The organism is Sphingomonas sp. A2-49, from assembly GCF_025548555.1.
Classification (GTDB): Bacteria; Pseudomonadota; Alphaproteobacteria; order Sphingomonadales; family Sphingomonadaceae; genus Sphingomonas.
Genome location: NZ_JAJLPA010000008.1, coordinates 39,135 through 64,971 on the forward strand (window position 1 = coordinate 39,135; position 25,837 = coordinate 64,971).

Annotated in this window: 22 protein-coding genes; 17 read left to right on the forward strand and 5 right to left on the reverse strand. The window is 71.0% G+C overall.

Going from position 1 to position 25,837, the window contains the following annotated elements; translation table 11 throughout:
* The first annotated feature begins 10 nt into the window (after positions 1-10).
* Genes LPN01_RS09100 through LPN01_RS09110 form a run of 3 tightly spaced genes read left to right on the forward strand, consistent with a single transcriptional unit; the run spans position 11 to position 1,707 of the window.
* Positions 11-598 (forward strand): SCO family protein, encoded by a 588-nt coding sequence (locus LPN01_RS09100; RefSeq protein WP_262828065.1) that lies wholly within the window; start codon positions 11-13, stop codon positions 596-598.
* A gap of 9 nt (positions 599-607) precedes the next feature.
* Entirely contained in the window at positions 608-1,036 is a 429-nt protein-coding gene (locus LPN01_RS09105) for a YcgN family cysteine cluster protein (protein ID WP_262828066.1), read from the forward strand.
* The gene (locus LPN01_RS09110) at positions 1,033-1,707 is read left to right on the forward strand and encodes a M48 family metallopeptidase (RefSeq protein ID WP_262828067.1); all 675 of its coding nucleotides are present in this window, start codon (positions 1,033-1,035) and stop codon (positions 1,705-1,707) included. Before LPN01_RS09105 ends, LPN01_RS09110 begins: the two co-directional genes overlap by 4 nt.
* On the opposite strand, the gene LPN01_RS09115 is transcribed toward LPN01_RS09110, so the two are convergent.
* From LPN01_RS09115 to LPN01_RS09135, 5 genes are all read right to left on the reverse strand, one after another.
* Positions 1,683-3,863 (reverse strand): transglycosylase domain-containing protein, encoded by a 2,181-nt coding sequence (locus tag LPN01_RS09115; protein ID WP_262828068.1) that lies wholly within the window; start codon positions 3,861-3,863, stop codon positions 1,683-1,685. The genes LPN01_RS09110 and LPN01_RS09115 overlap by 25 nt on opposite strands.
* Before the next feature lie 82 nt (positions 3,864-3,945).
* A complete protein-coding gene (gene msrB, locus LPN01_RS09120) occupies positions 3,946-4,344 on the reverse strand; it encodes a peptide-methionine (R)-S-oxide reductase MsrB (protein WP_262828069.1) in 399 nt (132 codons plus the stop codon).
* 38 nt (positions 4,345-4,382) lie between these two features.
* Positions 4,383-5,465 (reverse strand): NAD(P)/FAD-dependent oxidoreductase, encoded by a 1,083-nt coding sequence (locus LPN01_RS09125; RefSeq protein WP_262828070.1) that lies wholly within the window; start codon positions 5,463-5,465, stop codon positions 4,383-4,385.
* Positions 5,444-6,148, reverse strand: coding sequence for a methyltransferase domain-containing protein (locus LPN01_RS09130; RefSeq protein ID WP_262828071.1), 705 nt, complete (start codon positions 6,146-6,148; stop codon positions 5,444-5,446). Before LPN01_RS09130 ends, LPN01_RS09125 begins: the two co-directional genes overlap by 22 nt.
* Positions 6,145-7,215, reverse strand: coding sequence for a type III polyketide synthase (locus tag LPN01_RS09135; protein ID WP_262828072.1), 1,071 nt, complete (start codon positions 7,213-7,215; stop codon positions 6,145-6,147). Before LPN01_RS09135 ends, LPN01_RS09130 begins: the two co-directional genes overlap by 4 nt.
* Positions 7,216-7,405: 190 nt before the next feature.
* Between LPN01_RS09135 and LPN01_RS09140 the strand changes: the two genes are divergently transcribed.
* The 14 genes from LPN01_RS09140 (at position 7,406) to LPN01_RS09205 (ending at position 25,834) form a co-directional block, all read left to right on the forward strand.
* Positions 7,406-7,873 (forward strand): hypothetical protein, encoded by a 468-nt coding sequence (locus tag LPN01_RS09140; protein ID WP_262828073.1) that lies wholly within the window; start codon positions 7,406-7,408, stop codon positions 7,871-7,873.
* A 268-nt stretch (positions 7,874-8,141) separates the two neighbouring features.
* Positions 8,142-9,134: a hypothetical protein gene (locus LPN01_RS09145; protein WP_262828074.1), complete on the forward strand. Its 993-nt coding sequence runs from the start codon at positions 8,142-8,144 to the stop codon at positions 9,132-9,134.
* An 11-nt stretch (positions 9,135-9,145) separates the two neighbouring features.
* Positions 9,146-9,640, forward strand: a complete 495-nt coding sequence (locus LPN01_RS09150; protein WP_262828075.1) for a hypothetical protein — start codon at positions 9,146-9,148, stop codon at positions 9,638-9,640.
* A gap of 38 nt (positions 9,641-9,678) precedes the next feature.
* On the forward strand, positions 9,679-10,797 hold the full coding sequence (locus tag LPN01_RS09155) for a hypothetical protein (RefSeq protein WP_262828076.1): 1,119 nt from the start codon (positions 9,679-9,681) through the stop codon (positions 10,795-10,797).
* A gap of 69 nt (positions 10,798-10,866) precedes the next feature.
* Positions 10,867-15,870 carry a hypothetical protein gene (locus LPN01_RS09160; RefSeq protein WP_262828077.1) on the forward strand — a complete coding sequence of 1,668 codons (5,004 nt, stop codon included), beginning with the start codon at positions 10,867-10,869 and terminating at the stop codon, positions 15,868-15,870.
* A 12-nt stretch (positions 15,871-15,882) separates the two neighbouring features.
* Positions 15,883-16,095, forward strand: coding sequence for a hypothetical protein (locus LPN01_RS09165; protein WP_262828078.1), 213 nt, complete (start codon positions 15,883-15,885; stop codon positions 16,093-16,095).
* A gap of 32 nt (positions 16,096-16,127) precedes the next feature.
* A complete protein-coding gene (locus LPN01_RS09170) occupies positions 16,128-16,739 on the forward strand; it encodes a PilZ domain-containing protein (RefSeq protein WP_262828079.1) in 612 nt (203 codons plus the stop codon).
* Between the two features lie 48 nt (positions 16,740-16,787).
* On the forward strand, positions 16,788-17,810 hold the full coding sequence (gene ruvB / locus LPN01_RS09175) for a Holliday junction branch migration DNA helicase RuvB (RefSeq protein ID WP_262828080.1): 1,023 nt from the start codon (positions 16,788-16,790) through the stop codon (positions 17,808-17,810).
* A gap of 77 nt (positions 17,811-17,887) precedes the next feature.
* Entirely contained in the window at positions 17,888-20,161 is a 2,274-nt protein-coding gene (ptsP, locus tag LPN01_RS09180; RefSeq protein WP_262828081.1) for a phosphoenolpyruvate--protein phosphotransferase, read from the forward strand.
* A gap of 88 nt (positions 20,162-20,249) precedes the next feature.
* Positions 20,250-21,110 carry a helix-turn-helix domain-containing protein gene (locus tag LPN01_RS09185; RefSeq protein WP_262828082.1) on the forward strand — a complete coding sequence of 287 codons (861 nt, stop codon included), beginning with the start codon at positions 20,250-20,252 and terminating at the stop codon, positions 21,108-21,110.
* Between the two features lie 75 nt (positions 21,111-21,185).
* Complete coding sequence (locus LPN01_RS09190; RefSeq protein WP_262828083.1) at positions 21,186-22,154, forward strand: hypothetical protein; 969 nt, start codon at positions 21,186-21,188, stop codon at positions 22,152-22,154.
* A complete protein-coding gene (gene tilS, locus LPN01_RS09195; RefSeq protein WP_262828084.1) occupies positions 22,117-23,130 on the forward strand; it encodes a tRNA lysidine(34) synthetase TilS in 1,014 nt (337 codons plus the stop codon). The genes LPN01_RS09190 and tilS overlap by 38 nt, the downstream gene beginning before the upstream one ends.
* Before the next feature lie 183 nt (positions 23,131-23,313).
* Positions 23,314-25,281 (forward strand): ATP-dependent zinc metalloprotease FtsH, encoded by a 1,968-nt coding sequence (gene ftsH, locus LPN01_RS09200; RefSeq protein WP_262828085.1) that lies wholly within the window; start codon positions 23,314-23,316, stop codon positions 25,279-25,281.
* A gap of 196 nt (positions 25,282-25,477) precedes the next feature.
* The gene (locus LPN01_RS09205; protein WP_262828086.1) at positions 25,478-25,834 is read left to right on the forward strand and encodes a hypothetical protein; all 357 of its coding nucleotides are present in this window, start codon (positions 25,478-25,480) and stop codon (positions 25,832-25,834) included.
* Positions 25,835-25,837: the final 3 nt, after the last annotated feature.

Here is a 25,837-nt window from a genome sequence, read left to right on the forward strand (position 1 = left end):
TGGAATGGTCATGAACATTCTGCGTTTGCTCCCCGTCGCGGCGCTGGCCGTCGTCGCCTGCCAGCCCGCCGCGACCCCGCGCGAGGCACCGCCGCTGGCGGGCGCGACGATCGGCGGCCCGTTCGCGCTCGTCGACCAGGACGCGCGGCCGGTGACGGACCGCACGTTCGCGGGCAAATACCGGATCATGTACTTCGGCTACACCTTCTGCCCGGACGTCTGCCCGACCGACGCGGCGGCGATCGGCAAGGGGCTGGCGATCCTCGACAGGAGCGACCCCGCGCTCGCCCGCCGGATCGTGCCGGTGTTCGTCAGCGTCGATCCGGAGCGCGACACCCCCGCGGTGCTGAAAAGCTTCGTCGCCAACTTCCACCCGCGGATGGTCGGGCTGACCGGCACGCCGGCGCAGATCGCGGCGGTGGCGAAGGCCTATGCCGTGTTCGCGGGCAAGGGCGACCGGCAGCCGGGCGGCGGCTATCTGGTGAACCACAGCCGCACCACCTACCTGATGGATCCCGACGGCAAGCCGCTGGCGATCCTGCCGTCCGACAAGGGCGCGCAGGCGGTGGCGGACGAGATAAGGCGATGGGCGGCGTGACCGGCGATCATGGATAGGTTCTGGGAACGGCCGATCGAACAGCTCGATCGCGGCCAGTGGGAAGCGCTCTGCGACGGCTGCGGCAAATGCTGCGTCCACAAACTCGAGGACGAGGACACGGGCGAGGTGGTGGCGACCAACGTCGCCTGCCGCCTGCTCGACCGGCGCACCGGCTTCTGTTCGGACTACAAGCACCGACGTGCCTATGTGCCCGAATGCGTGCGGCTGACCGCGGGCAACGTGCGCGGCATCGACTGGCTGCCGTCGACCTGCGCCTATCGGCTGCGCGCCGCGGGCGAACCGCTGCGCGACTGGCACTACCTCATCAGCGGCGATCGCGAATCGGTGCATCGCGCCGGCGTGTCGGTACGCGGCTGGACGGTCAGCGAGGACGACGTCGGCGACCTCGAAAACCATATCGTCGACCGGGAGCTGTGAGCGACCCCTTCGACGTCGTCCGCCACCCCACCGCGCGGCGGATCCGGCTAAGCCTCGATCCCGCCAGCGGGCGCGCCCGGCTGGTGGTGCCGAAACGCGCGGCGCTGAAGCCCGCGCTCGCCTGGGCGCGGGGCAAGGCGGACTGGATCGCCGAACAGCGCGCGCGGCTGCCGCGGCCGATGCCCTACGAACCGGGCATGGTGCTGACCGTCGCCGACGTGCCGCTGACGCTCGCCTGGGAAGCGGGCACCCGTCGCCGGATCGAGGTCGCCGGGGACAGGCTGTCGGTGTCGGGTCCGATCGAGACGCTGCCGCGCCGCGTCGAGGCGTGGCTGCGGCGGCAGGCGCTCGACCTGTTGACCGCGGAGACCGCGCATTACGCCGCGGCGGCCGGCGTCACCGTCGCGACGGTGGCGATCGGCGATGCGCGCGGACGCTGGGGCAGCTGCGCGCACGACGGCGCGATCCGCTACAGCTGGCGGCTGATCCTCGCGCCCGGCTGGGTGCGGCGGGCGACGGTCGCGCACGAGGTGGCGCATCGCGTCCACATGAACCACGCACCCGCCTTCCATGCGCTCGTCGAGCACCTGTACGGGAGCGATCCCCACCCCGCACGCGCATGGCTGCGCGCGCACGGCGCGGGGCTTCACTGGGTCGGGCGTTCGTCCTGAAGCGGACGTTGCAGCGGCTGGCGGTTCGCCGGCGCGCCGTCCCGGGGTAGCGGCCGCGCCGTCGCCGGATCGCGGCGCTCGTCGCGGGCCGGTGCCTCGCGCGGCGCATCGCGGCCGGTGACGCGCTCGATCAGGTCGTCGAGCTGCTGCTGCGCGGGCTGGCCGGGGGGCGCCGGCGGCGGCGGCGGCGTGCCGTCGTCGCCGGGCTGCTGCGGCTGCTGGTCCTCGGCCTGCGGCTGGGGGATCGGGTTGCCGTTCTCGTCGACCATCTGGCCTCCCGTCTCGGCATCGGGCTGGCCGAAATAGGTCTCCTCGTCGGGTTCCAGCTGCCATTCGGGCAGCGTCACCTGCGTCTCGAACTGTTCGATCGGGCGGCTGGCGGTCGCGGGCTTCATGAACGCCGCGAAGGCGCGCGCCGGCGCCGTGCCGCCGTGCAGGCCCGCGATCGGGCGCGCATCGTCGCGGCCCATCCACACGCCGGTGGTCAGCCCGCTCGAAAAGCCCAGGAACCAGCCGTCCTTGGACGATGTGGTGGTGCCGGTCTTGCCGGCCACCGGGCGTCCGATCTGCGCGGCGCGGCCGGTGCCGGTGTTGACCGCGGTCTGAAGCAGGTCGGTCATCTCGGCAGCGACATAGGGCGCGACCAGCACGCGGCTGCGGTCCACCTCGTGGCGATAGATTTCCTGCCCGTTCGCCGTGACGCGGGTGATGCCATAGGGGGTGACCGCCACGCCCTTCGCCGCGACGCTGGCGAAGGCGCGGGTCATGTCGATCAGCCGGACGTCGGACGTGCCGAGCACCATCGACGGGTGCGTGTTGACCGGCGTCGTGATGCCGAACCGGCGCGCCATGTCGGCGACGGTGGTGAAGCCGACCTCCTGACCCAGCTTGGCGGCGATCGTGTTGAGCGAATAGGCAAAGGCGGTGCGCAGCGTCACCGCACCGGAATTGCGCCGCGAATCGTTGCGCGGGCTCCAGCCGTCGATCGTCACCGGCTCGTCGACCACCGAATCCTCGGGCTTGTGGCCCGCTTCCAGCGCGGCGAGATAGACGAACAGCTTGAACGACGATCCCGGCTGCCGCTGCGCCTGCGTCGCGCGATTGTAGATCGACGAGACGTAATCCTTGCCGCCGACCATCGCGCGCACCGCGCCGTCACGGTCGAGGCTGACCAGCGCGCCCTGCGCCCCGGCGGGTGCGTTCGCCCGGATCGCCGCATCGGCATCGCGCTGCATGCCGAGGTCGAGCGTCGTCCACACGTCGAGCGGCGCCTCTGTCTCGTCGATCAGCGTGTCGAGCTGCGGCAGCGCCCAGTCGGTGAAGTAGCGCGCGCTGTTCTGGCGCGGTTCGGGCGCGAGCTTCAGCGTCTTGGGATCGGCGTCGTCCGCCTGCGCCTGCGTGATCGCGCCGTAGCGGACCATCGAATCGAGCACGACGCCGGCGCGGCCGACCGCGGCCTGCGCGTCGGCGGTCGGCGAATAGTTGGAGGGCGCCTTGACGAGGCCCGCGATCACCGCCGCCTCGGCGAGGCTGAGGTCGCCGGCACCGTGGCCGAAGAACTTGCGGCTCGCGGCATCGATGCCATAGGCGCCGCCGCCGTAATAGACCTTGTTGAGGTACAGTTCGAGCACCTGCGCCTTGCTGAACTTGCGTTCCAGCGCCAGCGCCAGGATCCATTCGCGGAACTTGCGGCCGAACTTCTTCTGGTTGTTGAGGAAGACGTTGCGCGCGAGCTGTTGCGTGATCGTCGATCCGCCCTGGATCCAGCGGCCGCGTTCGTAGCGGATCATCACCGAGCGCAGGATGCCGACCGGGTCGACGCCGGGATGCTGGTAGAATCGCCGGTCCTCGACCGCGACGGTGGCGTCGCGCATCACCCGCGGGATACGGCCATAGGGCAGCCATTCGCCATAGCTTGGCCCCATCGACACGATCACGCTGCCGTCGGCGGCGTGGACGCGGATCATCTGGCCGTTGGGCGAGGATTTCAGCTCGTCGAAGCTCGGCAGCTGCGACCGCGCGACATAGACCGCGATGGCGAGGCCGGCGAGCGCCAGGACGCCGAGCCCGATCAGGATCTGGAGGGTGACGACGATCCGGCGGCGCCAGCGAGAGCGGGGAGCGGGAGCGGAGCGGGATGTACGCGCACGGGCCATGAAGACCGTTGCGATTACCGGTTAACGCCACCCCCGACAAGCCGCGAACCGCGCGGGCGCGCGACCGGCCGGCGGGACCCGGTCACGCCTTGCGCGGGCGGAACTCCAGCGCGATCGAATTCATGCAATAGCGCAGGCCGGTCGGCGGCGGGCCATCGGGGAAGACGTGGCCCATATGGCTGTCGCAGCGGGCGCAGCGCGTCTCGGTACGGGTCATGCCGTGGCTGGTGTCGCTGTGGTCGGCGACGCGATCGGCCGCGATCGGCTGCGTGAAGCTCGGCCAGCCCGAGCCGCTGTCGTATTTGTCGGCGCTGTCGAACAGGTCGAGGTGGCAGGCGGCGCAATGGTACAGGCCGTCCGCCTTGTTGTCGGTCAGCGCGCCAGCGAAGGCGCGTTCGGTCCCCGCCTCGCGCAGGACGTGATATTGCGCCGGTGTCAGCCGCTTGCGCCACTCGGTTTCCGAAAGGTTCATGTGATCCATGGCGCCAATCTCGGGAGGGCGGGGCGCCACGTCAACCGTCAGCGGGTCAATCGCGTCGCATGCGCCATCATCCGGATCAGCCCCGGCGGCATCATCGCCACTGCGGCGGCCGACCAGCCGCCTTCGGCGACCCGCCGCACCGCGCCCGCGACCGCCAGCGGCCGGGCCAGCCGGCGGCCGAACCGCGCCTGCCACGCGGCGGCGGCGGCGGGCCCGCCGGCGTGCCAGGCGTCGGCCGCATCCATGCCGCTGCCCAGTGCGATGCCCATGCCCTCGCCGGCCAGGCTGGGGATGACGCCGGCCTGGTCGCCGAGCCGGAACAGGCCCGGCACGCCGCGGCGCTGGCGCCAGCCATAGGGGACGTTGGCGATGGCATCGACCGGTTCGCCGGGGGCGAGGTGCGCCAGCCGCTCGGCGAGCTGCGGCTGGGCGCGCCCGAGTGCGGCGAGCAGGTCGTGCGGACTGCCCGCCGCGTGCAGCCGCGACCGGTGCACCGCCATGCACAGATTGGCGCTGCCATCCTCCTGCAACGCGATCCCCGCATAGCCGCGGTCGAACAGGTACAGTTCGATCCGCCCCGCGAGTGCGGCGGTCAGGGCGGGGGATGCCGCCAGCCGCACGCGAATGCCGAGCGTCGGGTCGTCGCCGCGCGCCGCGGCGGGCCGCGCGAGTCCGCGCAGGTCGTGCTTGCCGGTCGCGAGGAACAGGGCGTCGCCGCTCAGCACCGCGCCGTCGGCGAGGTGCGCGGCAAGCCCGTCGACGTGGCGGACGGTGACGCCGGTCTCGACCGCGGCGCCGCTGCGCACCGCCGCGGCGCGCAGCACGCGGTCGAGGTGGCGGCGCGATACGCCGAGCGCCGGTCGCGGCAGCGCCGCCTCGCGCACCCGATCGCCGGCGAACAGCGTCACGCGGGTCAGCCGGTCGCGGTTGAGCGTATCGGCGTCCACGCCCAACCCGGCGAGCCGGTCGATCGTCCGCCAGCTGACGAAGCCGCCGCACAGCGCATCGGCATCGGCGTGCCGCTCGACCAGCAGCGGCCGCGCGCCATGCGCCGCGAGCCGGATCGCCGCGGCGGAGCCCGCGGGGCCGCCGCCGACGATCAGCGCGGCGACGTGGCGCACAGGCGTTCGACGCAGAGGCGGAAGGGAAAGGCGCGATAGACGCGCGCGTCGCTGATACCCGCCGCGGCGAGCAGCGGTGGCCATTCGGCGGGGCGATAGGACCGCGCGATCGACAGCGTGCCGTCGTGCCGGACGATCGGATGCCAGCGGGCGAGGCGGGCGAGCAGCGGGAAGCCGGCATGCGCGAAACCGTGGCGGTGGAGGTCGTTGACCAGCCAGCCGCGCGCCGCCTCCGCCTGCATGAACCGCAGGAAGCCGATGAGCTGCCGGGTCGTCATGTGATGCGCGACCAGGCTGGAGATGACGATGTCCCAGCCCTCCCCGGCAAGGTCGGCGTAATCCCCCGTCCGCCATGCGATCGGCAGACCCGGCGGGGTATGCAGGCGCGCCGCGGCCTCGCTGCGCGGGTTGAGATCGATGCCGACCAGATCGGCGGCGATCCCCCGCTTCGCGCACCAGCGCGCGATCCGGCGGAGCATGTCCCCGTCGCCGAAGCCGACGTCGAGCAGGCGGAGCGACCGGGTGCCGGCGGTGGCGCGGGCGAGGAAGTCGAGCGTCGGCCGCGCCGCCATCGTCACCGTATTGACCCGCGCGAGGTCGGCGACGACCGCGGCATAGGTGTCCGCCGGCAGGTCGTCGGCGTCCATCAGCTCCTCGGCCTGCGCGCGCACCGTCAGGCTCATGGCGCGAACCGCAGCGCCAGCCCCTCGGCGGCGAGGCCGGGACCGAAGGCGAGCGCGACGCCGTCGCGCGCCGCGGGCGGATCGGCGAGCAGCCGTGCGAGCACGAACATCAGCGTCGCCGAGGACATGTTGCCGTTGTCCGCGAGGACGCGGCGCGACGGCGCCAGCGCATCGGGCGGCAGGTGCAGCGCGGCCTGCACCGCGTCGAGGATCGATCGCCCGCCGGCATGGACCGCCCAGAACAGCTCTGCGGGGTCTGCGCCGCCGGTGATCCGCCCGGCGAACGCCGCCTCGCCCAGCGCCACGCCGATCCGCGCCGGCACCGCGCCGTCGAGGTGCATCGCGAAGCCGGTGTCGGTGATCGCCCAGCGGATCAGTTCGGCGCTGTCGGGCAGGCTCGCGGCGAAAGGCTGTCCCAGCGCGATGCCGTGGGGGTCCGCGGTGACCAGCGCCGCGGCGGCACCGTCGCCGAACTGGAGCATGGCGAGCAGCGGCTCGACCGCGCTTTCCTCCTGAAGGTGCAGCGACGACAGCTCGACCGTCACCACCAGCACGCGCGCCGCCGGGTCCGAGCGGACGATATGGCGCGCGCTGCGCAGCGCGACGACCGCGGCATAGCAGCCCATGAACCCGATCAGCAGCCGCTCCGTCCCGGCATCGAGCCCCAGCCGCGCGGCGAGGATCTGGTCGATGCCCGGTGCGACGAAGCCGGTGCAGCTCGCCACGACCAGATGCGTGACGCCTGCGAGGTCGACCCGTTCGGCGAGCGACGCGACCGCCGCCAGCGCCAGCGGGGGCGCTTCGGCGGCATAGACCGCCATGCGTGCCGCGGTGCCGGGTGAGGCGTCCGCATAGAAGCCGCCGGCATCCACCGCGCTCGCACCGTCGACGCCCGGCAGCACCGACCAGCGCCGGTCGATCCCGGCCCGCGCGGCCATGCGCGCGAACACCGCGCGGGCGCGCGGCTCGACCCGGGCGCTCGCCCAGGCGATGAAAGCATCGTGGATATCGTGGGCCGGCACCGCGGTGCCGACAGCATTGCAGTACGCTATGGGAGGAACGGGCACCGGGATCCTTTTGGCACGCAGCGGGTGCCGACCGTGTAACCAGAAACGTTTCGGCAACAACAAGGATGCAACGTCGCCCACTTCACTGAACAGGATATGACCCATTACGTCATAGCACGGAGATACTTGTTTTTTTCGGCGGGCCGGTGAAAGGTCGAGGCCGTGCTGACGACGCTACGGGGAGTGCGACGTGCCAAATGAGTCCATCGCGGTTCTGGTCAAGGACCTGACGACGCAGCTCTCGGCGATCGCTATCGAGTTCGGCACGCGTGCGGACAGGCTGGCGACGGAGGACGAGGCACCGGACGAGGCCGGCCCGGGCCAGCTCGATCCGCGCGAACTGGCGAAGCAGTTGCTGGCGCAGCGTATGGCCCGGTTCGATCACTTTCCGGCCGAACTCTTCCACGAACCCGCCTGGGACATGCTGCTGGCGCTGTTCGTCGCGCACGAGGAGCGGCGCACGATGAACGTCAAGACGCTGGTGGCGAGCGCGCACGCGCCGGTGACCACGTCGCAACGCTGGATCGATCATCTGCACAAGCTGAAGCTGATCGATCGCGTGATCGATCCGATCGACCGGCGCCGGATGGAAATATCCCTGAGCGACCATGGCTTCGTCGCGGTGACGGCGTATCTGCGGCGGCTCGGCGCGGTCTGACCGCGCGTCCGATTCGCCGCTGATGCGCAGCCGTCGATCGCCGGAACCGGTATAGGTCAGTACCGCGGCACCATTCGCATCGACGATGTATCCACGCGCGGCCGGGCAATCCCTGCCCGACACGCCGGTGCGCGATCGCAATTCCGCATGAAATCCAAAACGGGTGCGACCAAACAATCGACGCCCGATTCGGTTCCGTAAATTTTGTTTAAGCACCACCGTCGATTTTCATCCCGGGTCAAAGAACTCGGGACGGACTTTGCGGGCGATGGCATTCTTGGGCGGACACAGGGGGAAGGGCGGGCGCCATCGCGTCGCGCTGCTCGTCCCCCTGCTCGTCCCCTCGCTCGTCGGCATGCCGATGCTCGCGATGTCCGGCAGTGCCGGTGCGCAGACGCGGGCCGGCGTGCGCGTGGTCAACGTCGCGACGCTGTCGGTACGCGACGGCGACGGCGAGCGCACGCTGCCATCCAACCCGGCATCGCTGACCGTCGCCGAGCGGCTCGACCTGACGCTCGATCCCGGCAACGACGCACGCGTCGACATCGGTAGCGGCGGCGGTGCGGTCGCGGTGGTGCTGGTCAATCGCGGCAACGGGTCGGAGGCGTTCGATCTTGCCGCGCAACCGTCGGACGCCACCGTCACGATCCGCGGCGTGGCGATCGACCGCGACGGCGACGGCCGGTTCGATGCCGCGACCGATGCGCTGCTGACCGACGGGCGCACGCCGGCGCTCGATCCGGGCGCGACGCTGCGGCTGCTCGTGCTGGTCGATCCCGCTGCGACGCCCGTCACGGTCGCGACGATCGACGTGACCGCGCGCGCCGTCACCGGCACCGGCCCCGCCGGCACCGTCTTCGCCGGGCAGGGCGACGGCGGCGGCGATGCGGTGACGGGTGCGACCACGGCGCGCGCGACGCTGGCGGTGGCGATCGGCGCCGCGCCGCCGCCCGCGGCACAGCTCGTCAAGTCGCAGAGCGTCCGCGCCCCGGACGGGTCGGACCGCCCGGTCAACGGCGCGATCATCACCTATCGGCTGGAGGCGCGCATCCTGCGTGCCGCCGCCGCCGTCCGGATCGACGATCCGATCCCGCAGGGCACGCTCTACGTCCCCGGCAGCCTGACGCTCGACGGCGCGCCGCTCAGCGACGCGGCCGGCGACGACGCGGGCCGCGCCGACGACGCCGGCATCGCGGTGACGCTGGGCGATGTCGCCGGTGCCACGACGCGCATCGTCCAGTTCAAGGTTTCGATCCAGTGAGGAGTGTTGCGATGAGAGTCCGTCTGTCAGCCCATGTCGCGATCGCGGCGCTTGCGATCGCCGCGGCGGCGCCGGCCGTCGCCGTCGCCGCCGCCGCAGGCCCGCTGACGATCGCCAGCCGGATGATGGTCGAACGGCGGACCACCGCCGCCGACGGTTCGACCCGCGCGACGCTGGTTCCCGCGGTGCGCGTGATGCCGGGCGACCGGATCACCGTCGTCCTCGCCTATCGCAACACCGGCACCGCGCCGATCCGCGACCTCGTGCTCGCCAACCCGGTGCCGCGCAACGTCGTCTTCCGCCGCGCGGCGGCGACGCCCGCCGCGCCGGAGGTGTCGGTCGACGGCCGGACCTTCGGCGACCTGGCGACGCTGCGGGTGGCGATGCCCGACGGCACGCTGCGCCCCGCCGTCGCCGACGATGTCACCCACGTCCGGTGGCGCCTGCCCAGCCCGGTGACGGCCGGGCAGGCAGGTGAACTCGCGTTCCAGGCCGTCCTGAAATGACCAATCCCCCCATTTCGCATTCACGAGGAGAAGCACGCATGTCCGCCACAGGGGCGCGGCGCTGGTTGCTGGCCGGAACGGCCACGCTCGCGTCGATCGGGACCGCGCACGCGCAGTCCACCACCGGCACCGCCGCCGGGACGACGATCACCAACACCGCCAACGCGACCTATACGGTGAACGGCACGCCCGGCACCGCGCAGTCGAACACCGCGACCTTCGTCGTCGACAAGAAGGTCAATCTGACGGTCATCTCGAACCAGTCGAGCCCGACGCAGATCAACCTCGGCCAGTCCGGCGCGGTGACGACGTTCCAGGTCACCAACAACACCAACAGCGTCCAGGATTTCCAGCTGACCGCGAGCCAGACGATCCTGACCGGCATCCTGACCGGCAGCGACACGTTCGACCTGACCGGCCTCAAGATCTACGTCGATGCGAACAACAACGGCACCTACGAACCGGGTACCGACACCGTCGAATTCATCGACGAACTGGCGCCCGACGCGCATGCGACGGTGTTCGTCGTCGGCAACGTGCCCGCATCCCCGACGGGTACGATGGCGCAGGTCGGTCTGAAGGCGACGGTCGCCGCAGGCGGCGCCAGCGGCACGCTCGGCACGGGGCTGATCCCGACGCCGCTCAACACCGTCAACCAGGACAATCAGGTCGACGTGGTCTTCGCCGACACCGACAACGACGGTCTGCTCGGCTACGACACGATCGCCAACGGCGCGGGCTGGGCCTATGCCGCCTACGAGATCGGCGTGACCAGCGTGAACCTGTCGGTGGTCAAGACCGCGACGGTCATCTCGGACGGCGTCAGCCTGACCAACCCGCGCGCGCTGCCGGGGGCGATCGTGCAATATTGCCTGACCGCGACCAACGCAACGCTGCTGACCCCGGCCACCGGCGTCAACCTGACCGACGTGATCCCGGCGAACACCACCTACGTGCCCGGATCGATCACGATCGGCGGGATCGGAGCGGGCGGCGTGTGCCTGATAAACGGCTACGTCCAGAACGACGACGGCAGCCAGGCGGCAGGGCCCTATGTCGGATCGTTCAACGCGGGCACCAAGACGGTGACCGCGACGATCCCGACGCTGCTCGGGGGCACCGCGGTCGCCGCCAGCTTCCGCGTGACGATCAACTAGTCCTCCACCCCGCGAAGGAGTGTTTCGGATCCCGGCGCGGCCCTCCCCGCGCCGGGAAACGGTCCCCCCATGTCTATCGTCCGGCCTTTCCTCCGCATGCTCGCGCTCGCCGCCGGCCTCGGCACCTGCGTGCCGGCCGTCGCGCAGACGCATGTCGAGAACGTGGCCACGCTGACCTATCGCGCGGGCGACGGCGACCGGATCGTGCGCTCGAACGCCGTCGGCATCGACACGCAGCGCGCCAAGCGCCCGACCAGCTTCACCTTCCGCCTGCTGCCGCAGGGCTATGTGCCGACCGGCATGCGCTGCGAGGGCACGCCGCCGATGTTCACTCCCGCGCCGATCGATGCCGCGATGCTGGCCGCGGCACCGCCGCTCGCCGCGATCGACATCACCTCGCCGCTCATCATGGTGATCGACGCCGACGGCCACAATCGCGATGCCCGGGTGCGCGAGACGATCATGGTCGATTTCGACACCGGCCGCGTCGCCGGCAAGCTGCCGCTGTTGGAAACCGGACCCGATACCGGCGTGTTCGCCGGCGCCGTGCCCGCGGCCAACGATTCGAGCGACCCCAAGCTGTCCGCCTGCGCGCTGCGCCTGCGCCGCGGCGACCGGTTGCGGCTGAGCTTCACCGAAGACGAATTCAGTTTCGGCTCGACGATCGACCTGCTGATCGATCCCGCCGGCTACGTCTTCGATTCGCGCACCGGCGACGTCGTCGACGGCGCGCAGGTGACCCTGCTCGACGAGGCGGGATTGCCCGCGATCGTGTTCGGCGACGACGGGGTCAGCCGCTATCCCTCGACCGTCACCAGCGGCGCCGCAGTCGTCGATGCCTCGGGACGGCGCTATCTGCCCATGCCGGGCCGCTTCCGCTTCCCCTTCGCGCGCGCCGGCCGCTACACGCTGAAGATCGTGCCGCCGGGCGATTATATGGCGCCCTCGGTCGTCGATCGCATCACGCTGTCGGCGCTGAAGGATCCCGCGGGCGATCCGTTCATCATCGCCGATGCGAGCTACGGCGGGTTCCTGACGCTGGCGGACCAGGACCCGGTCTATGTCGACGTGCCGCTCGACCGCCCCGGCAACGGCACGCTGCTGCTCACGAAGACCGCGTCGGTGCGCGAGGCGTCGCCGGGCGATTTCATCCAGTACCGGCTCCAGGTCTCGAACCGCGACGCCATCCCCGCGACCGGACTGGTCGTGTCCGACTATCTGCCCGCCGGTTTGCGCTACGAACGCGGTTCGACGCGCGGCGGTGGCGAGCCGACCGTGTCCGCCGACGGCCGCAACCTCAGCTTCGCCATCCCGGCGCTCGCCGCGCGCGGATCGGCCGACATCCGCTACGTCGTCAGCGTGACGCCGGGCGCGCCGTCGGGCGAGGCGCTCAACCGGGCGCAGATCGCCGGCGACGCCCGCGTCACCAGCAACCAGGCGGCAGCGTCGGTGCGATTGCGCCCGTTGCTGTTCACCGACGCGATGACGGTGATCGGGCGCGTGACGCAGGGCGATTGCGGCGACCCGGTCGCGCGGCGCAAGGGGATCGCCGGCATCCGCCTGCTGCTGGAGGACGGCACCTATGTCGTCACCGATCGCGATGGCCTGTACCATTTCGAGGGGGTCCGGCCGGGCCGCCACGTCGTCCAGCTCGATACGGGCAGCATCCCGGCGAGCTACGAACCCGTCGCCTGCGACGTCGACACGCGCCAGGCGCGCAGCCCGATCTCGCGCTTCGTCGAAACCGACGCAGGCGCGGGCGGCGGCGTGCTGAAGCGCGTCGATTTCCAGCTGCGCTCCACCGGCAGGGTCACCGCCGACACCGACACGCTGCCGATCGCGATCCCCGACGATGCCGCCGCGGCGGGCAATCGCGACTGGCTGCACGGCCAGGCACCGGGCACCGGCTGGCTGTTCCCCGGCATCGATCACAATCCCCGCGCGCCGGTGCTGCGCGTCGCGATCAAACATGCCCCGGACCAGCGCATCGCGCTGAGCGTCAACGGCCGCGTCACCGATCCGCTCGCCTTCGACGGCAGCGACGCGAACGGCCCGGTCGCGGTGTCGCGCTGGAGCGCGCTGCCGCTGGTGCCGGGGGACAACCGCCTGTCCGCCCGCATCCTCGCCGCCGATGGCCGCGTCGTCGAGACGCTGGAGCGCGTCGTCCATTACGCCGGTGTGCCGGTCCGCGCGGTGTTCGATCCGGGCAAGAGCCGGCTGAAGGCCGACGGCCTGACCCGCCCGCTGATCGCGGTGCGCGTCACCGACCGCGACGGCCGTCCGGTCCGCGCCGGCACGCTGGTGCCGTTCCGCGTCGACCAGCCCTATCAGGCGGCGATCGAGGCGGCGTTGCTGCAGGGTCGCCAACTCGCCGGCCGCGAGCGCGCCGCGACCACCGCGCGCGTCGTCGGCGACGACGGCTATGCCTTCATCGCGCTCCAGCCGACGACGCAGGCAGGCGCGGTGCACGCCGTCGTCTCGCTCGCCGACGACCGGCAGGTCCGCACCAGCGAGATCCGCGCCTGGCTCGATGCCGCGCAGAAGGACTGGACGATCGTCGGCTTCGGCGCGGGCAGCATCGGCTACGACCTGCTCAGCCGGCACGGCAGCGCGCTGCCCCGGGCGCAGCGCGGCGGGGTCGTCACCGACGGCCAGCTCGCTTTCTATGCCAAGGGCCGGATCAAGGGATCGTGGCTGATGACGATCGCCTACGATAGCGACCGTGCCTATGATCCGACGCGCGGGCTGCTGGGTACGATCGATCCCGACCGCTATTACACCGTATACGGCGACGGCAGCGCGCAGGGCTATGACGCGGCGACCCGGCGCAAGCTCTACCTGCGGCTGGAGCGCCGCGAATTCTACGCGCTGTTCGGCGATTTCGAGACGGGCTTCACCGACACCCAGCTGACCCGCTACAGCCGCACGCTGACCGGCGTGAAGGCGGCGTATCAGGGGCGCAGGCTGGCGGCGCAGGGTTTCGCGGCCAAGACCGACACGCTGTACGCGCGCGACGAGATCCAGGGCAACGGCCTCAGCGGCCCCTACCGGCTGCGCGCGCGCGGCATCGTGCCCAACAGCGACAAGCTGCGCATCGAGGTGCGCGACCGCTTCCGGTCCGAGCTGATCGTGTCGTCGACGCAGCTGACCCGCCACATCGATTACGACATCGACGTCCGGCTCGGCACGGTCCGCTTCCGCAACCCGGTGCTCAGCCGCGATCCGGCGCTCAATCCCATCTTCATCGTCGCCGATTACGAGGTCGAGGGCGGTCGCACCGAACGGCTCGCCGCGGGCGCACGGCTCGCCGCGACGCTCGGCCGCGTCGTGCTGGGCGCCAGCGTGATCCGCGACGAGACCGCGGGCGACGCGACCGTCGCCGGCGCCGACGTCAAGGCGCGGATCGGCAGCGCCACCGAGCTGCGCGGCGAAGTCGCGATCGGCGGCAGGCAGGGGCCGGGGCGCGACGTCGCCTTCCTGGCCGAGGCGGAGCATCACGGCGGCGGCGTCGACCTGCTCGGCTACGTCCGCCAGCAGGATGCGGGTTTCGGCGTGGGGCAGCAGAATCTGGTCGAGGCGGGGACGCGCAAGATCGGGCTCGACGGCCGGGTCGCGCTCACCGACCGGCTGAGCGTCACCGCCACCGCCTGGTATCAGGACATGCTGGCGACCGCGGCGACGCGGACCGCGGGCGAGGCGCGGCTGGAATATCGCCGTGCCAGCGGTACGGTCTTCGTCGGCGGCCAGGTGTCCGCCGACCGCGGCCTCGACGGCGGCGACCGCGATTCGCGGCTGCTGACGCTCGGTGGCAGCCAGGTGCTGTTCGGCGGCCGGCTGACGCTCGCCGGCCAGACCCAGTTCGCCCCCGGCGGCGACAAGGCTTCGGTCGACTTCCCCGTCCGCCACCAGCTGACCGCCGCATGGAAGGTGAAGGACGGCGTGCGCCTGCTCACCGGCTACGAGATCGCCAGCGGCAAGGACTACACCGCGCGCACCGCGCAGGTCGGGTTCGACGTCGCGCCCTGGACCGGCGCCAAGCTGATGAGCACGCTCAACCAGCAGGCCGCCGACATGACGGCGCGCGGCGAGAACGGCGGGCGGACCTATGCGCAATACGGGCTCGCCCAGTCGCTGCCGCTCGGCAGGCGCTGGACGGTCGATGCGACGCTGGATGCGACCAGTACGGTGCGCGGGCGCATCCCCGCGGGCGCGGTCATCAACGCGTTCCAGCCGGTCGCATCGGGCGGCACGATCGGAACCGTCGGCAGCGGCACCGCCGACGGCGACTATACCGCCGCGACGCTGGGCGCGACCTATCGCGCCGCCCGCTGGTCGTGGACCGGCCGGATCGAATATCGCGACGGCCGCAACGACGACCGGTTCGGGATCGTCGCCAGCCTGTTGCGGACGCTCGGCGAGGGCCGGACGATCGCGTCGGGCCTGCGCGCGTTCCGCATCCGCAACGCCGCCGGCGCGATGGCGACGCAGGCGAGCGCCGATTTGGCGCTCGCCTGGCGTCCGCTCGACAGCCGCTGGTCGCTGCTCGACCGGCTCGAATACCGGCACGAGAGCGCCGATGGCAGCTTTGGCGACGGCAACGTGCTCGGCGTTCCCGCCTATGGCGCCCGCGACCAGGTGACGTCGCGCGTCGTCAACAACCTGGCGCTCAACTATCGCAGCGGTCCCGAAGGGCTCGGCCACGGGTTCGAGGGCACCGTCTATTATGGCGCGAAATACGTCGCCGGCCGCTACGCCGACGACCGCTACGACGGTTTCATCGATGTCGTCGGGTTCGACCTGCGCCAGGACGTCGGCACGCGGTTCGACATCGGCGTTGCCGGGTCGGTCCAGCATGCATGGAACCGCCACGTCTGGTCGTGGAGCGGCGGCCCCTCCGCCGGCGTCTCGCCCGCGGCCAATGTGTGGCTCAGCGCCGGCTACAACATCGCCGGCTATCGCGACCGCGACTTCGAGGCGGACCGCTACACCCGCCAGGGGCCGTACGTGACGATGCGCCTGAAGTTCGACCAGCACTCGCTCGGCGGCGCCACCCGCGCCCTGTTCGGAAGATAGAGGATGCCCCTTATGCCTGCCGTGATCGCCACCGCCTCGCCGCTGCTCATCGGGCTGGAAGCCGCCGCCCGCCGCTTTGCCGCCATGGACCGGCTGGAGGCGGATGCGGCGATCGACGCGCACGTCGCGACCGCGATCCGCGAATGGCGCGTCGCCGACGCCACGCTGTGGCAACGCGTCCGGTTCCGGTCGCGGATGATCCGCTCCACCGACGGCCGGTCGTAACCGCCACCATCCCGCAGCAGGAGAGCCACGCGATGTTCCATGGTCCGATCATTCCCGCGCACGATCCGGTGCCGCAGCATGCCGACCAGCGGCGACCGGGCCAGCGGCACGCGACCGTGCTGCTGGTCGGGCGCATCCGCCACGCCGATGGTGAATCGGCCTGTCTCGTCCATGACATATCGAGCCATGGCCTGATGGCGCGCTTCACCACCGCGCCGGTGGTGGGCGAGCGCATGCTGTTCGAGGTGCGCGGCCTGCCGGAGGTCGCGGCGACGGTGCGCTGGGTCGCGGGCTTTCGCGGCGGCGTCGAGTTCGACCGGCCGCAGGATCTCGCCACCGTCTTCTGCCTGCGCGACGATCAGGGGCACGTCTCGCGCACGCCGCGCTTCGCGATGCACGCCAGTGCGGGGATGCGGATCGGCGACAGGCGGCTCGCGGTCGACATCCTCGACATCTCGCCCGGCGGGGTGAAGCTGCGCAGCGACATCGCGGTTCATACGGGACAGGCGGGCAGCGTGCTGCTGCCCGAACTCAACGCCGCCGCCTTCGGCTCGGTATGCTGGACGCGCGAGGACCGGTTCGGCTTCCGCTTCTGCACGCCGCTGCCGCTCGCCAGCCTGTCGCGCGTGCTGGGCTGCGGATAGCGGCGTTCCGGTTTGCCCGGGGCGGCGGCGGGCGCTACGGAACGTATCGTGACCGACGATCGCCTCCTCACCGCCAGCCGCCGTCCCGAGGATGTCGATGCGGCGCTGCGTCCGCGCAGCCTCGATGAATTCGTCGGCCAGCAGGCGGCGCGCGAGAATCTGCGCGTGTTCATCGAGGCGGCGCGCGGGCGCGGCGACGCGCTCGACCACGTCCTGTTCTTCGGCCCGCCCGGGCTCGGCAAGACGACGCTGGCCCAGATCATCGCGCGCGAGATGGGCGTCGGCTTCCGCGCGACATCCGGCCCGGTGATCGCCAAATCGGGCGACCTCGCCGCGCTGCTCACCAACCTCGAGGACGGCGACGTCCTGTTCATCGACGAGATCCATCGCCTGCAACCCGCGGTCGAGGAGGTGCTGTACCCGGCGATGGAGGACCGCGCGCTCGACCTGATGATCGGCGAGGGGCCATCGGCGCGCTCGGTCCGCATCGACCTGCCCAAATTCACCCTCGTCGGCGCGACGACGCGGCAGGGCCTGCTGACGACGCCGCTGCGCGACCGCTTCGGAATCCCGGTGCGGCTGCAATTCTACACCGTCGAGGAACTGACGCGCGTGGTGACCCGCGCCGCCGGGCTGCTCGACCTCGGCATCGCCCCCGACGGCGCGAGCGAGATCGCCCGGCGCGCGCGGGGCACGCCGCGCATCGCCGGGCGGCTGCTGCGCCGGGTGCGCGACTTCGCCAACGTCGCGGGCACGCCGACCGTCGACCGGATCGCCGCCGACCGCGCGCTCAACCGGCTGGAAGTCGATTCGCTGGGGCTCGACGCGATGGACCGGCGCTACCTGCACATGATCGCGGATATCTATCGCGGCGGTCCGGTGGGGGTCGAGACGCTCGCGGCCGGCCTGTCCGAACCGCGCGACACGATCGAGGAGGTGATCGAGCCGTACCTGATCCAGCTCGGGCTGGTGGCGCGCACGGCGCGCGGGCGCGTGCTCAACGCCGGCGGCTGGAAGCACCTGGGCCTCAACCCGCCCGCCGGATCGCAGGACGGCCTGTTCGACCTGTAGGCGGGGCGCGACCCCTCGCGCCGCTCCCAAGACAATGTTGCGTGGCACCCTCGCGCCGCATCTGTTAGCCCTGTCGCATGCCCAGCTCGGCCGTCGCCTCCGCCCGCGAAATCCTGACCCGCCTTCACGACGTGATGGCGGGCCGCAACCCGGCGCAGGCCAAGCTCAACGCCGTCGTCGGCATCATCGCGGAGGCGATGGATAGCGAGGTCTGCTCGATCTACCTGCTGCGCGACGGCGTGCTCGAACTGTTCGCGACGCGCGGGCTCGACCAGACCGCGGTGCACGTCACCAAGCTGGCGCTGGGCGAGGGGCTGGTCGGCACGATCGCCGAGGACGTCGAGGTGCTGAACCTCGACGAGGCCGCCAGCCATCCCGATTTCGCCTACAAGCCGGAAACGGGCGAGGAACGCTACCACAGCTTCGCCGGCGTGCCGATCATCCGCCGCGAACGCGCGGTCGGCGTGCTCGCCGTCCAGCACAGCGAGCAGCGCAAATACCAGGACGTCGAGATCGAGGCGTTGCAGACGGTCGCGATGGTCCTGTCCGAACTGATCGCCAACGCCGGGCTGATCGACACCGCGCAGACCGGCGGCGATCGTCCGCAATCGACCGCCGCGGTGCGCCTGCTCGGCCAGAAGCTGGTCGAGGGGATGGGATCGGGCCACGCCGTCTTCCATCAGCCGCGCATCGTCGTCGAGCATACCGTCGCCGAGGATGTCGATGCCGAGCGGCACCGCGTCTACGCCGCGTTCGACAAGATGCGCGAACAGATCGACCGGATGACGCGCGAGGCGGAATTCGGCGTCGGCGGGGAACACGAGGAGGTGCTCCAGACCTACAAGATGTTCGCCTATGACGAGGGCTGGGCGCGGCGGATCAACGAGGCGATCGACAGCGGCCTGACCGCGGAGGCGGCGATCGAGCGCGTCCAGCAGCGCACCCGCCAGCGCATGCGCCAGATCGACGACCCGTTGCTCGCCGACCGGATGCACGACCTGGAGGATCTCGCCAACCGGCTGTTGCGCATCGTCTCGGGCCAGATGGGCACCGCGGCGCAGATGGGGCTGCGCCAGGATACGATCCTGATCGCGCGCAACCTCGGCCCCGCCGAACTGCTCGAATACGACAAGCGCCGGCTGAAGGGCGTGATCCTGGAGGAAGGATCGCTGACCGCGCACGTCACCATCGTCGCGCGCGCGATGGGGGTGCCGGTGCTCGGCCGGGTCCGCGACGTGCGCCGGCTGATCGCGGAGGGCGATCTGCTGCTGCTCGATTCGGTTGCGGGCAACGTCTTCGTCCGCCCCTCGTCGGGCATGGAGGAGGCGTTCGAATCGAAGCTGGCGCTGCGCCAGAAGCGCAAGGCCGCCTTCGCCGCGCTGCGCGACGTGCCGCCGGTGACGCAGGACGGCCATCGCATCACGCTAATGGTCAACGCCGGGCTGCGCGACGACGTCGCGGCGCTCGACGTCACCGGCGCGGACGGCATCGGCCTGTTCCGCACCGAATTCCAGTTCCTCGTGTCCGCGACGCTGCCGCAGCGCGAACGCCAGCAGCGTCTGTACAAGGAGGTGCTGGACGCGGCCGGCAATCGCCCGGTGATCTTCCGCACCGTCGACATCGGCGGGGACAAGGCATTGCCCTATCTCAACAAGGCCGACGCGGACGAGGAGAATCCGGCGATGGGGTGGCGCGCGCTGCGCCTCGCGCTCGATCGCGACGGCCTGATGAAGGTGCAGGCGCGCGCGCTGATCGAGGCGGCGGCGGGGCGCACGCTCAACGTCATGTTCCCGATGGTGTCGGAGGCATGGGAGTTCGACGAGGCGAAGGCCCTGTTCGAGGCGCAGCGCGCCTGGCTGGCGGCACGGGTCCGCCGCGCGCCCGCCGGCATCCGCTACGGCGCGATGCTCGAGGTGCCCGCGCTCGCCGAACAACTCGACCTGCTGCTGCCGGAGATTGACTTCCTGTCGGTCGGCACCAACGACCTGACCCAGTTCCTGTTCGCCGCCGACCGCGCCAACCCGCGGCTGGCCGAACGCTACGACTGGCTGAGCCCGTCGATCCTGCGCTTCCTGGCGCGCGTCGTCGCACCGTGCCGCGCGGCGGGCGTCGACCTGGGCGTCTGTGGCGAGATGGGCGGGCGACCGGTCGAGGCGATGGCGTTGATCGGGCTGGGCATCGACCGCCTGTCGATCACGCCCGCGGCGATCGGTCCGATCAAGGCGATGGTGCGCAGCCTGGATCATGCCGCGCTGCGCGCGTTCGTCGCCGGGCTGATCGCACGGCCGCCGCGCGACATGCGCGCCGCGCTGACCGACTGGGCGGTGCAAAGCGGCGTCGATCTGGCCTAAACCGCCGTCGAACCGGGTGCCGCTTGCGTTGACTTGCAGCAAGGCATCGGGGAATGTCGCGCTCCGCAGCACTCCCTTGGAGACACGAATGGACGAGGTCGATCCCGGCCATCCCAACCCGAACCCTGTTCCGCCGGCCCGACCGGGGGACCGGTTGCGCGATGCGCGGGAAAGCAGGGGGCTGAGTCTGGCCGAAGTCGCCGCGCGGACCCGCGTGCCGCAACGGCATCTGGAGGCGCTGGAGGCGGGGGATTATACCGCGCTGCCGTCGCCGACCTATGCCATGGGATTTTCCAAGGCCTATGCGCGCGCGGTCGGCGCGGACGAGGTGGCGGTGGCGCAGGACGTGCGGCGCGACCTCAACCGGCTCGGCCCGCGCCAGCCGGAATACGTGCCCTACGAGACCGCCGATCCCGCCCGCGTGCCATCGCGCGGCGTGGCGGTGTTCGGCGTCGGCGTCGCGCTGGCGGTGCTGATCCTCGTCGGCCTGTTCTACGGCACCAACGTGTTCCGCGGCCGCACCGACACCGTCGCGGCGAACGATGCGGTGGTCAGCCAGCCGATCGCGCCGACGCCGACGCCCGTCGCCACCCCGGCGGCGCCGACCGGCGGGCAGGTGGTGCTGGCCGCCACCGACGAGGTCTGGCTGCGCGTCTACGATGCCGACAACAAGACGCTCTACCTCGGCACGATGAAGCCGGGCGAGCGGTTCGACGTGCCGGCGGGCGCGAAGAACCCGATGATAAACGTCGGCCGTCCGGACAAGCTGGCGGTGACGCTCAACGGGTCGGCGATCCCGCCACTGGGCGACGGGTCGCGCCCGATCAAGGACGTGCGCGTCAGCGGCGAGGCGATCGCCGCGCGGCTGGCGGGTGCGGCGCCGGGTGCGGGCGGCGCGACGCCGTCGGCGCAGGAGCCGGCGGCGACGGGCAATTCGTCCGCGCCTTAAGGCTGGCGACAGGTCCGTGGATGCAGCTATGACGGTGCGCTGGTGAGCGACCATGCGCCGGGGGGTGCCAAGATTATGCGTACATTCGTCCGGGCGCTCGCCGCCCCAGCCCTGATCGGAGTGACGGCGGTGCTGCTGCCGACCGCCGGATTCGCGCAAAGCGCGGTCGAGGGCCGCGTCGGCAAGCTCGAAAGCGAGATGCGCGCGGTGCAGCGCAAGGTGTTCCCGGGCGGCGCGGGCCAGTATCTCCAGCCCGAGATCACGCGTCCCGACGTGCCGCAGGCGGCGGGCGGCGTGCCCGCGACCAGCGCGGTCGCCGACCTGACCGGCCGCGTCACCGCGCTCGAGCAGCAGATGGCGTCGATGACCGACCAGATCGAACAGAACGGCTACAAGGTCCGCCAGCTCCAGGAGGCGTTCGACGCCTACAGGCGCAGCACCGATGCGAAGCTCGCCGGGCTGGCGAGCGCGCCCGCGTTGGCGACGACGCCCGCCTCCACCCCGCTCGGCGAGGACGTGGCGGCGGCCGGAGCGACCACGCGGCCCGGTCGCACGCCGCGGACGCCGCCCGCCGACCCCGCCGTCGTGCGCGACGTCGAGCCTGCGACGACGTCCGCCGCCGCCGCGACCGGTGTCGAGAAGCCGGCGACCGGCGACACGCCGGAGGACGAATATCTCTACGGCTACCGGCTGTGGGCGGCGAAGCAATATCCCCAGGCCGAGGCGCAGCTGAAGAAGATGGTCGCCGCCTATCCCAAGCATCGCCGCGCCAGCTATGCGCAGAACCTGCTCGGCCGCGCCTATCTGGACGAGGGCAAGCCCAGCCTGGCGTCGATGGCCTTCTACGACAATTACAAGAAGATGCCGGACGGCGAACGCGCCCCCGACAGCCTCTATTACCTCGCCCAGTCGCTGATGAAGCTCAACAAGCCCGCCGATGCCTGCAAGGTCTATGGCGAGCTGACCGACGTCTACGGCACCAAGGTTTCCGCGCAGATGAAGGCCGATGTCGAGAAGGGCCGTACCGCCGCCAAGTGCAAGTGAACCGTTCGCGCTAGAAGCCGAACGGTTCCATCACGACCTCATCCGCGCGCTGGGGCACGAGCCCCGCGGCGCGGTGCTCTTCGCCGTGTCCGGCGGGCCGGACAGCATGGCGATGCTGACGCTCGCCGCGGCGACGTTCGGCGCGCGGGTGCGCGTGGCGACGGTGGATCACCGGCTGCGCGCCGCGGCGGCGGACGAGGCGGCGATGGTCGCCGGTCATTGCGCCGCGATCGGCGTGGCGCATGCGACCCTGGTGCCCGCGGAACCGATCGCCGGCGCCAGCATCCAGGCCGCGGCGCGGCACGCGCGCTATCGCCTGCTCGCCGGTCATGCCGCCGCGATCGGGGCGGAGGCGCTGGCGACCGCGCATCACGTCGACGACCAGGCCGAAACCTTCCTGATGCGCGCGGCGCGGGGATCGGGCATCGCCGGGCTGGCGGGGGTGCGGCCGCGCGCGACGATCGATGGCGCCACCGTGCTGCGCCCGCTGCTGGAATGGCGGCGCGCCGAACTGCGCGCGATCGTGCGCCGTGCCGAGGTGCCGTTCGTCGACGATCCGTCCAACCACGATCCCGCGCATGATCGCACCCGGTTCCGCCGGCTGCTCGACGCCAACGAATGGCTGGGACCGCCGCAGCTCGCGCGGTCCGCGGCGGCCCTGGCGGAGGCGGACGGCGACGTCCGCGCGATCGTCGCCTGGCTGTGGGCGAGTCGCGCGACGCAGGGCGGCGGCGGCGTGCGGATCGCGGTCGACGGCCTGCCGCGCGAATTGACCCGCCGGCTCGCGCGCCGGGCGATCGGCACCGTCATCGCCGAAGCCGGGATCGTCGCGCCCAAATGGAGCGAATCGGCGAATGTCGAGGCGCTGCTCGACGCGCTGGCGGCCGGCCGGCGCGCGACCCAGGCGGGCGTACTGGTCACGCCGCAGGGGGACGAATGGCGCTTTCGCCCCGCTCCGGCGCGCCGCGCGACCTGATTCGCGCACCCGCGATTCGCGCGCAAGTCCGATTCGCTGCGGCGTCCGAATGGTCGCTGTCGTCGCTTTCGCCGTCCGGCGCCGCCAAAACGCACGGATTCGCCGTCGGGCGGCCCGAATCGGCGGTCTCGTTCCATTGCCATTAACCTGCGTGTGCTTATCTTGGCCGCCGAAAGGTCTTCCATGAACGACAACGATAAGCAGCCACAGAATGACGGCGGCAACGGCGGGGGGAACCCCTGGATGAAGAGCCTGCTCATCTGGGTCGGCATCCTGCTCGCGCTCGCGCTGTTCGTGACGATGTTCGACGGTCGCACCACCCAGGCCGGCGGCAACACCGTCGCCTATTCGAAGTTCCTCGACCAGGTCGACGAGGGCACGGTGAAGGATGTCGCGATCAGCCGCGACATGATCACCGGCACCTATTCGAGCGGCGACAAGTTCCGGACCTATCCGATCCAGGATCCGACGCTGGTCCCGCACCTGCGCGAAAAGAACGTGACGATCGCGGCCAAGCCCGACGAGGGCACGTCGATGTGGATGCTGCTGCTCTACCAGTCGCTGCCGTTCCTGCTGTTCCTCGGCATCGCGTTCTTCGTGCTGAAACAGATGCAGAAGAACACCGGCGGCGGGGCGATGGGCTTCGGCAAGAGCCGCGCGCGGATGCTGACGCAGAAGGAAGGCAAGGTTACCTTCGACGACGTCGCCGGCATCGACGAGGCGCGCTCGGAACTGACCGAGATCGTCGACTTCCTGAAGGATCCGACCAAGTTTGCGCGCCTCGGCGGCAAGATCCCCAAGGGCGCATTGCTTGTCGGGTCGCCGGGCACCGGCAAGACGCTGCTCGCCCGCGCGATCGCGGGTGAGGCGGGCGTGCCGTTCTTTACCATCTCCGGCTCCGATTTCGTCGAGATGTTCGTCGGCGTCGGCGCCAGCCGCGTCCGCGACATGTTCGAACAGGCCAAGAAGAGCGCGCCGTGCATCGTCTTCATCGACGAGATCGACGCGGTCGGCCGTCATCGCGGCGCCGGTCTCGGCAACGGCAACGACGAGCGCGAGCAGACGCTCAACCAGCTGCTGGTCGAGATGGACGGGTTCGAGGCGAACGAGGGCATCATCATCGTCGCCGCGACCAATCGTCCCGACGTGCTCGACCCCGCGCTGCTGCGTCCGGGCCGCTTCGACCGCCAGGTCGTCGTGCCGCGCCCGGATATCGAGGGCCGCATTAAGATCCTCGAAGTGCACATGAAGAAGGTGCCGCTGGCGCCCGACGTGGATGCGCGCGTCATCGCGCGCGGTACGCCCGGCTTCTCGGGCGCCGATCTCGCCAATCTCGTCAACGAGGCGGCGCTGATGGGTGCGCGCAAGGGCAAGCGCCTGGTCGCGATGGCCGAATTCGAGGAAGCCAAAGACAAGGTCATGATGGGCGCCGAGCGTCGCAGCATGGTCATGACCGAGGACGAGAAGAGGATGACCGCCTATCACGAGGCTGGCCATGCTATCGTCTCGGTGCACGAACAGGCGTCCGATCCGATCCACAAGGCGACGATCATCCCGCGCGGCCGCGCGCTGGGCATGGTGATGCGCCTGCCGGAGCGCGATTCGTACAGCTATCACCGTGACAAGATGTACGCGAACCTCGCCGTGGCGATGGGCGGCCGTGTCGCCGAAGAGATCATCTTCGGCTACGACAAGGTGTCCTCGGGCGCCTCGGGCGACATCCAGTACGCCACCGGCCTCGCCCGCGACATGGTCACCAAATGGGGCATGTCGGACAAGGTCGGCCCGGTCGAATACGCCCAGCCCGAGGGCGAATCGTTCCTCGGCTATTCCTCGTCGCAGCCGGTGCGCATGTCGAATGCGACTGCGCAGCTGATCGACGACGAGATCAAGCGGATCGTCGAGGGCGGCCTGTCGCGCGCCAAGCAGCTGCTGACCGACCATGTCGACCAGCTTCACCTGCTCGCCGGTGCGCTGCTCGACTATGAGACGCTGTCGGGCGACGAGATCAAGAAGCTGATCGCGGGCGAGGAAATCGGTCGGGCCGATCCCTCCGGTCCCAAGAGCAGCGTGCCGCGCGCCGGCACCTCGATCCCCAAGACGCGTCGTCCGGGCGGTCCGTTCGGGGCGCCGACTCCGCTCGGCGCCTGATCCGCGGGAAGCGCCCCGCCGGCGCCTGTCGATCGTCCTGCATGGGCGGCATTCCTTCGGGATGCCGCCCATGTCCTTTCGGGGCGGGAGCGCAACGAGCGCGGGGCTATCCCCTTCGCCGGTTCATCGCGCCGTCAGCCACCCGCGCGTATCGCGCGCGCTTTCCCAGCGAAAGTTTGTGGTTATGTCGCGTAACATGATGATCGCCCTCGCGCTGTCGTTCGGGCTCGCCGCGCCGGCCTCCGCCGCGATGACGGTGGGCACCTTCCTCGCCAAGGCGGCGCCGTTGCGCGCCAATCCCTTCACCGCGCTGACCAATCCCGATTATCAGGTGCTGAAGGCCGAAGCCGATGCGGCGACGCGCCAGTTGCGTGCCGAGGGCGCGGCGCGATCCGCCGCCGGCAAGCCGCCGATCGCCTGCATGCCCGAGGGGGAAAAGATCGGCATCCTCCAGATGCTGGGCGGGCTGGACGCATTGTCCGCTGCGGAAAAGCGGCTGCCGCTGAAGGAGGGGTACGCCCGCGTCCTGGCGCGCACCTATCCGTGCGGCTGATCG